A 7458-nucleotide genomic window follows, 5' to 3' on the forward strand; every position below is an offset into this window, starting at 1 on the left:
AGTCAGGGCTTTATCTACGGAGCAGTATTAAATACTAGGCGCAAAGGCAAGCTCACTGACTTCGATGTGATAAATGATAGCTAATCATTTATCAACGAGAGATACAAGGCGCGAAGCTTGCTCGCGCTCTGTATTTTTAGTTCCTTATATCGCGTTGGCGATGGCAACCAAGGGGCGAATACCGCCGTACGCCCCTTGAATCGCCCCGAGCATTTTGCATTTCCCTCAAAGCCGAAATAGATATGGACGTAACCGCCGTTTATTCGCCGTCCATGGCGAGGTCACGGCTTTAATTGCATTGCCTAAAGGGATTTAGGGACTTGGAATTTGTCGGGAACAAAACTCCGCCATGCAATCAATTACTCATCAATTAAGTCCTTTCGGGCAAAATGACGGGGGAATTGTCTTGGCATTAGCCTTTAAGTTTGTTGTTGGTATTACCATTATGTATATTAAAGTTAACTTTACGTTTTACCTTGGCCAGTAAGTTACCTAACTTATCTAGCTCGATTAACCATCATCTCAAAGCTTTATGATGCTTCCCAAAAATAACGAACACAGTAAACAGCGGCTTGAAATTTTAATCAGCAATTACTTAAGTTTAAGCAAACCGGCCGCTATCAAGCTTACTTTTATGCGTTAGATAATGGCGTTTATCAGCCCACAAATAAAGCCCAGGCCGACAAATCTGGCGCTGGTTTAGAGCTACGAGCTAGGTTTTAGCAAAAGCCCGCTGCCTTCTCATTTCTTCTTTATGGTTCATAAAAGCGCCAACCAATAAATGACCACTTAATCAGTCATTAACTATCTAATGAATGCTTAAATAATCTTTAACTTATATGAGGGAGCACGCTTTCTAAGCGCTTTATGTCAATATCACTGATATTAGCAAAACGTTTAAAGTGCGTTGGCCACTGGCGAGTATAGCTTTCAACCTCTGCAATTATTTTTGTTGCTTGAGCCATGTTGAGGCCAAAGCGTTTGGCTTGCGACAATAAATTATCGATACTAGCATATCGGCCATCATCACCAAGCCCTATGCCGTGCTGTTTTGAGTTATTAATAGGGGTGATATCATAAGCGGGGCTCATACGCCACGTTTGCCCAGCAAAGTGATACAAAAATGCATGATTTCGGCTGTGATCATCGGTATTACCAATAAACACGTTAAATACCATTCGCTTGTAGAGCTCTGTAGCATCATCAGCGAACTCACCAGTGTGGTGGCGAATAAATTCTGCCAGTTCACCGTAGCTATAGTATGTTGCTAAGTCGCTTATCGCGACTTTTGGTTTTTGTAATAAGCTATTGGCGCTTAAAAAGTGATGAGTTGGTAAGTCATCGCTTACATCAAAACGTTCAACTAACAGAACATCGCCATTTTCTGTTTCATGAATACGGGTATTTGCAGTACGAATCCCCAATTCATTAGCCATACACATAGCGCCATGTTCAGCCCTAGCTAAATTAAACAAATCGTCTTGACGATTAAACTTTGCTAAATAAAGCTTATCATCAATTTTCACAGAGGTTTTAGGTCTTGCTCCCCCCATGCTTTGGCCAAATTCAAAGGCTTTTTTTGCTTCCTGTGAAATCGCTTTATTGGCAAGCAAATCGTCCTTTGCTTGATCTAACAAGGCTAAATCGGCTAATGTATTTTTATTCGCTTTATGTTTTGATGCGCTGCGCGACAAACTAAATAGCAAGGCGCCAACACCATACCCAGACCCTGCGAGTAAAAATTCTAGCTCATTCTTTGGCTTGGTATTATGTAACGACAGTATAAGCTTACGCCCCCACGAATCAGCTCCCGCATCACTTAACACCCCAAACACACCTTTATTGGCAGAATAACTAACTATGCCAGGCTGTAATGGTAAATGCAGCGGATCGAGCGCAAACGCATCAGAGCGCGCAAGGTAACTTTTACCATAATTAAACTCACCTCGGCCAGTTTGTGGATTTAACTTAAAAAAACCACAAATTATGGGGCTGTCTTCTAAACCGTCAATAAATACATAAGCTTCAGAAGTCATCGTTAATTACCTGAGTTTTATTGCTTTTACGCTGTCTTGCATTATAACCGCCCACATCTGCGGCTAGCTCGTTAATTTCATCCAGCAATGAGCCTTGCAATTGAAGAACAACAAGGGCTTCAAACAATATATCGCTTTTTACTACCTCTCCTTGTTCAAGCTTTTGTACCGTAGAGCGAGATACACCAATCATCTTAGCGAACGTGCTCTGGGTATAAAGTAAAGTACGATGCTGACGAATTAAATCACCCAAGCGACGCGCCAGCTTTAATGCTTGTTCTGATCTCATAAATGACTTCCTAATCGGTCATTAATAAACTAATGATTAGTTTAGCGGTATTTAATATGATTGCAATATTATTTAAATAGAGACGTAATGAGTTTCGAGCTTCGGGTAACGAGCCGCGAGCGACGGGCTATAAATTCAGACTAGCCCCTAGCGCCTAGAACCTTTTACCTATTCCCACCATAATCGTTAAGCTTGCTGACGCGAAAAGCACCGCTTTTAAATTAGGTTACTTTCACGCCATTATTCGCCTCAAAAAGTGAGGCGAATATCATACTTAATTGCCTCACTGTGTGTCATCGTGTTGAAATAGTAGGGCTTTGAATTACAAAAAAAGCTTTAAGCTTTTTAAAGTCATTTGGCTATTTTATAACGAGTACTGCGACCGCCCGCTGAGGTTTTCTTTATATAATCCAGTGTTTGTAAATCTGATAAATGACGCGTCGCCGTCGCGCGACTTACCTTAGCCACTTTTTGATACTGACTTGCACTGATACCCTGCTCAAATTGACCATCAAGTAATTTATTAAGCACTTTTACTTGTTGCCCATTTAATCTAGTTTGATCTTTTTTAAACCAATAATTAGTTTTAGCGACAGTTTGCTCAATATTCTTCAGAGTAGATTCAATTGCTTTATTGAGCGTATTTAAAAACCAGGTAATCCACTGTGTAATGCACAAATCACCACGCTGTGTTGCCTCTAAGACCTCGTAATAGCCTTTTCTATCTTCTAAAATTGCCACCGACATCGCATAGAACCGTATCGACTCTTTATGCTCTTGAGCAAGCGCTAAATCTGTAATAAGACGCGTAATACGCCCGTTACCATCTTCAAGCGGGTGTAGGGTAACAAACCACAAATGAGCGATAGCAGCACGAATAAAAGGGTCTGCATGTCGATCATTATAACCTGCATTAAACTAATTAAAAAAAACAGAGAGTTCGTTTTCGATAACATCTCTTGGTGGAGCAGTAAAATGTAATACGGGTCTATCTAATCGCCCTGATACAACTTGCATTGGCTCGTTGCCACGTAATTGACCGCCCGCTATTTGAGTAAATAATCCTTGTTCACCTGTAAACAATAAACGATGCCAATTCAACACACGTTCTAACTCAAGCGGTGTATCGGTGTTATTAATTGCATCCAACATGATCTCTGCAAGATTATCGCTTTGCACTGTGGTTGGATAAGGCTGCTCATCAATGTGGAGTTTTTTAGCTAGTGACGAACGTACCGAAAACGCATTGAGTTTTTCACCTTCAATTGCGCTTGAATGAATAATATTAGCCAATAAAGTATCAAGTGCTTGCTGTTTTTGCTGCGTACTTTGCCCATCCATGCGACCAACCAGCACACCTTGGTTAAAACAAAGCTCTCTCAACAATGGCGCAAGCTGTTTTTCATCCCACGTAAAATTCGGCCAATCTTGTTGTTGCCATATCCACATAAGCGTTTGCCCTAAAATAAATTAGTTACAGTCTACGCCATATAATTGCCTCATTGTATGAGTTTGTGGACTTGTGCAAACCCTAGCGCCCTTTACCATTAACTTAGAGCGTTTGACCTTTCGTTTCAGCGCAGCGCCTCATAACCTCTTTGTGAATAAATCACTTAAAACCATATTTGCACAAAGAGAGGTAATGAGAGTAAATGAGAAGACAGCGAGCTTCGGGTGACAAGCCGCGAGCAACGGGCTATAAATTCAGACTAGGCCCTAGCGCCTTTAACCTAAAACCTTTTACCTATTCCCACCGTAGGCGTTAAGCTTGCTGACGCGAAAAGCGTAGCTTTTAATGGCAAAACCCGATCTCCGCAACTCGATGCTCGTCTACTTTATTTATACATGTCACTTTGGCGACGGCAACCTAAGTGTGGTTTGTCTTTAAATCAACTCTGCTGCAAATAATTCATCCATGAAGCTGGGTTCCTGTCAGCATCCATGCTTCCACTTCCTCACGCTGCGAAACCTCGTTTCGGTCACTCGTCACCCACGGCGCACCGAGCATTTTGCACTTTCCTCAAAGCCTAAATTGATATGAACGTAAACGTCGTGTAAGGCACATCCATGTGCCTGTCACGGCTTTGATTGCATTGCCTAAAGGGATTTAGGTACTTGGAATTTGTCGAGAACAAAATTCCGCCATGCAATCGATTACTCATCAATTGAGTCTTTTCGGGCAAAATGACGGGGGAGTTGTCTTAGCAGTGGTCTTTAAATTTTAATGTAGGCGTTAAGCTTGCTGACGCGAAAAGCGTAGCTTTTAAATGAAATAGGGCGAGTAAAAATCCTTCAACAGTATTTTTATTAGGTACTTCAGTGATATGCTTTAAACATATATGACAGAAAGGATGTCGCATGATTTTAAAAGATAAAGCTCTATCAACTTCCACTTCCGCTAAGATCAAAGCGGGTCAAAAACAAGAGCTAGACGTAGCATTTTACTTACGCCGCGCATTTAAAGACCACTCTCAAGTATTTGTGTTTAATGATGTAAAGTTTAAACACAACGGCGAAATCGCACAGATAGACCATCTGGTTGTTTACACCTACGGGTTTATTCTTATTGAATCAAAAAGTATTACCGGTGAAGTTGCAATAAACCAACATCAAGAGTGGAGTCGCAGCTACCCAGGGAAATGGCAAGGCATGCCGTCACCAATCAAACAAGTCGAGCTACAATTGACATTACTAAAAAGTTTAGTAAGAGACAATGCTCCTCAACTTCTGCCAAAGATGTTTGGTAAAATACAACAAAACTTTGGTGGCCGTGAATGGCATAGCATCTGTGCAATATCGAGTAATGCCATAATTAATCGAGATAACACGCCAAAAACGCTTGAAGAGCGTCTCGTTAAGTCTGAGTTTATAGCTGATAAGCTTTTAGACATAATGAAGTTACCTGCTTCAACACCAAATGCCCTACACTTTTTCTCAACTAATGTTCGTCCTTGGTTTAGTGAAGAAAGCCTAGTTAGGATCTGTGAGTTTCTTTTAGAGCAAAATATTGCCCCTTCTACACAGTTAAAACCTGACGCAATAACATCAAACCTCAACGAGCCAAGCCTGATTTATCAAGATGAATCAGCAGCTATTGCACCAATAACTCAAGAGCAACCAAATATTACCAATGAAATAAATTTACAGTGCAAGCAGTGCAACAATAAAACGACACTTAAAGCTCGCTCAGGGCGCTACGGCTATTTTGTTACATGTGGTGAGTGCGATACCAATACACCAATGAAAACGTCTTGCCCGCAATGTACCAGTGCTAATACCAAAGTGAGTAAACGCAAAGAGTCTTATTCATTAGTGTGTGGTGATTGTGAAAATACAGCGCTTTTTAAATTTGATTGGTAATATCGCGTTGGCGATAGCAACCAAGGGGCGAATAGCGCCGAACGCCCCTTGGAACCCGACGGCGCCCCGCAACTTCACTTATCTTTAAACAAACAATTAATATGAACGTAAACGTGATGAAAGCACAACTTTCACATCCATGTACGCTCTCCAGTTTGGGGGGAGCACGGGGGTATTGTTTTAGTCCTGGCCTTTAAACTTTACCATAGGCGTTAAACTTGCTGACGCTTAAAGCGCAGCTTTAAATAGCTGAAACCCGCTCCCCGCAACTCGGTGCTCGTCACCTTTACTTATACTTGCCGCTTTGGCGACCGCAACCAAAGAACAGATAAGTTTTCAAAGTTGACTCTGTTGCAAGTAATCTCTCCTTGAAAGCAACAAGTAAACTATCCTATCTAAATAAAAATAATGTGGAGTCTACATACAATTACTTAAATAATTTCTTAGCTGTAAATACCATCTTCTGTTGTACTTACTACAACCTTATTTTGAAGAGAAACTATTTTTACTTTTGATAGTTTGAACTGAGTTATCTAACTTTTGTATTGCAGCTTCTAGCTCTTCAATTTTTTTGTCTTTGGCATAATTTGAACCCCAGCCGCCAAAAATTATTAAAAATATTAGAAAGAACAATCTTCTATATTTTACTTTAAAGGCTGTTTCTAAATTTTTAACTTCACAAGAACAAGACATTACTTTCTCCACTTTCCTTAATCATTTCATATGAATAGCTTATTTCATAACTACGACAAAATGAGTCGCGTATTATATTTAATCGTAGAAGCTTAAATTTGCAGTTAAGGATTTTCAAAGTATCGAGCGGCAAATATAGCTAAGTAATTCAAATTAGCTAAGGTAGTTGAGATGCCTATATTTATATAAGATCTTTATTCAGTCTTAATACCATAGTGCCCCAATGATTTTATCATTCGCCTTATAACTCTGGCTTTTAGCTGCTCTGGTGCCTTTACAATAATGTGATCTGACAAACCCATGAGCCAATTCTCCAACTCCAAAGTATGAGCTAATTTAATAGAAACACTGACCCAATCATTTTGAGTAGTCGATTTAGACAAAGCATTTTCGTCACTAACTTTTTGGCTTTCATTAATGGCTGATTCTTGGAATAGATCTTTGACATAGCCTTTTACTTCGAGTTTTACATCAATTACCTCAGCATTTACTAATACACCCACAGCACCTGTTTGAGCATATTTTAAAGTGTCAAAGTCTGTATCGAATGTTTCAGTTAATAACTTGGCGCTATTAACTCGATGAAAAAGAATATGCCTCGGTTCTTTATAATCATAAAAGTAGCAAATAAGAACCAATTTAGTGTCTCTTATCAACATACCTAATGGTGAAATAAGATGAACAGAATCGGAACCACCGTAAGTTATCTCCAATTTTCTTTGTTCTAAAATCCCTTGGGTAATTAGCGATTTAATTCCAGCATCAATGTTTAATGGTTTAAAAGCTAAAACATGTGGCAAACTCGCAATTTTCGATGGCCATGAGTGTAATAACTCGGATCTCACCAATGTATCTTTTGATTTTTTAAAAATCGCATCAAGCTGAGAAAACACCTCTTTAGGAAAGTAATCTTCAAGGTGATGCTCAACTAGCTGAAGTGATAAAGCTTCCTCTGCACGGCTAGCGCATTTTAATCCCAGACTCTAACAGGGTTGAGCGGTAATCATCGTCTAGCCCTGCCATTTTCTTTTTCCTCGCCATACTAGCTGACTTAGATGTATCTTGTTTAAAAAGCGCCAT

General features: G+C 40.0%; 5 protein-coding genes and 1 pseudogene. 1 reads left to right on the plus strand and 5 read right to left on the minus strand.

From position 1 onward, the window contains the following. Nucleotides 1–830: 830 nt before the first annotated feature. The 3 genes and pseudogenes from PSI06_RS20345 to PSI06_RS20355 all read right to left on the minus strand — a co-directional run bounded on the left by PSI06_RS20345 (nt 831) and on the right by PSI06_RS20355 (nt 3774). The gene (locus tag PSI06_RS20345) at nt 831–2036 is read right to left on the minus strand and encodes a type II toxin-antitoxin system HipA family toxin (RefSeq protein WP_273604748.1); all 1206 of its coding nucleotides are present in this window, start codon (nt 2034–2036) and stop codon (nt 831–833) included. Further along, entirely contained in the window at nt 2026–2325 is a 300-nt protein-coding gene (locus tag PSI06_RS20350; RefSeq protein WP_004589614.1) for a helix-turn-helix domain-containing protein, read from the minus strand. The genes PSI06_RS20345 and PSI06_RS20350 overlap by 11 nt, the downstream gene beginning before the upstream one ends. A gap of 351 nt (nt 2326–2676) precedes the next feature. Then, nucleotides 2677–3774 (minus strand): annotated as a pseudogene (locus tag PSI06_RS20355) (Fic family protein). A gap of 909 nt (nt 3775–4683) precedes the next feature. Here PSI06_RS20355 and PSI06_RS20360 point away from each other — a divergent pair. Beyond that, nucleotides 4684–5685 (plus strand): nuclease-related domain-containing protein, encoded by a 1002-nt coding sequence (locus PSI06_RS20360; protein ID WP_273604749.1) that lies wholly within the window; start codon nt 4684–4686, stop codon nt 5683–5685. Between the two features lie 483 nt (nt 5686–6168). On the opposite strand, the gene PSI06_RS20365 is transcribed toward PSI06_RS20360, so the two are convergent. Continuing rightward, on the minus strand, nt 6169–6378 hold the full coding sequence (locus PSI06_RS20365) for a hypothetical protein (RefSeq protein ID WP_154945711.1): 210 nt from the start codon (nt 6376–6378) through the stop codon (nt 6169–6171). A gap of 194 nt (nt 6379–6572) precedes the next feature. Continuing rightward, entirely contained in the window at nt 6573–7271 is a 699-nt protein-coding gene (locus PSI06_RS20370) for a helix-turn-helix transcriptional regulator (protein ID WP_273604750.1), read from the minus strand. Between the last annotated feature and the right edge of the window lie 187 nt (nt 7272–7458).

Origin of the sequence: Pseudoalteromonas sp. GABNS16E, assembly GCF_028598715.1 — a bacterium.
GTDB lineage: Bacteria > Pseudomonadota > Gammaproteobacteria > Enterobacterales > Alteromonadaceae > Pseudoalteromonas > Pseudoalteromonas atlantica.

Bases quoted from the DNA above. Each gene is read 5' to 3' on its own strand.
- PSI06_RS20365 (WP_154945711.1), bottom strand. From the start codon at position 6,378: ATGTCTTGTTCTTGTGAAGTTAAAAATTTAGAAACAGCCTTTAAAGTA.
- PSI06_RS20350 (WP_004589614.1), bottom strand. From the start codon at position 2,325: ATGAGATCAGAACAAGCATTAAAGCTGGCGCGTCGCTTGGGTGATTTA.
- PSI06_RS20345 (WP_273604748.1), bottom strand. From the start codon at position 2,036: ATGACTTCTGAAGCTTATGTATTTATTGACGGTTTAGAAGACAGCCCC.
- PSI06_RS20360 (WP_273604749.1), top strand. From the start codon at position 4,684: ATGATTTTAAAAGATAAAGCTCTATCAACTTCCACTTCCGCTAAGATC.